Source organism: Paenibacillus sp. TSM33 (assembly GCF_056099025.1).
Map to the genome: position 1 here is coordinate 1 of NZ_JBLZXB010000048.1, position 351 is coordinate 351.

Consider the following 351-nt stretch of genomic DNA (forward strand, 5'->3'; position numbering starts at 1 on the left):
TTTTGATTCGTAGTCAAACGCTCTATCCAGCTGAGCTAAGGGCGCAAATATGGAGCGGACGACGGGAATCGAACCCGCGACCCTCGCCTTGGCAAGGCGATGCTCTACCGCTGAGCCACGTCCGCAAAAACAGGATGCGCGTGGAGGGACTTGAACCCCCACGTCAAAGACGCTAGATCCTAAGTCTAGTGCGTCTGCCAATTCCGCCACACGCGCATATAATAATAATGGTGAGCCATGAAGGACTCGAACCTTCGACACCCTGATTAAAAGTCAGGTGCTCTACCAACTGAGCTAATGGCTCTTAATGGCTGGGGATATAGGATTTGAACCTATGCATGACGGAGTCAA

At 51.9% G+C, this 351-nt stretch carries 3 tRNA genes; all 3 read right to left on the minus strand.

Features of this window, described 5'->3' with window-relative positions:
• Nucleotides 1-50: 50 nt before the first annotated feature.
• Nucleotides 51-125: transfer RNA gene (locus ACN6NF_RS25795), tRNA-Gly, on the minus strand.
• Between the two features lie 10 nt (nt 126-135).
• Nucleotides 136-216 (minus strand) — tRNA-Leu (locus tag ACN6NF_RS25800).
• Between the two features lie 12 nt (nt 217-228).
• Nucleotides 229-304 (minus strand) — tRNA-Lys (locus tag ACN6NF_RS25805).
• Between the last annotated feature and the right edge of the window lie 47 nt (nt 305-351).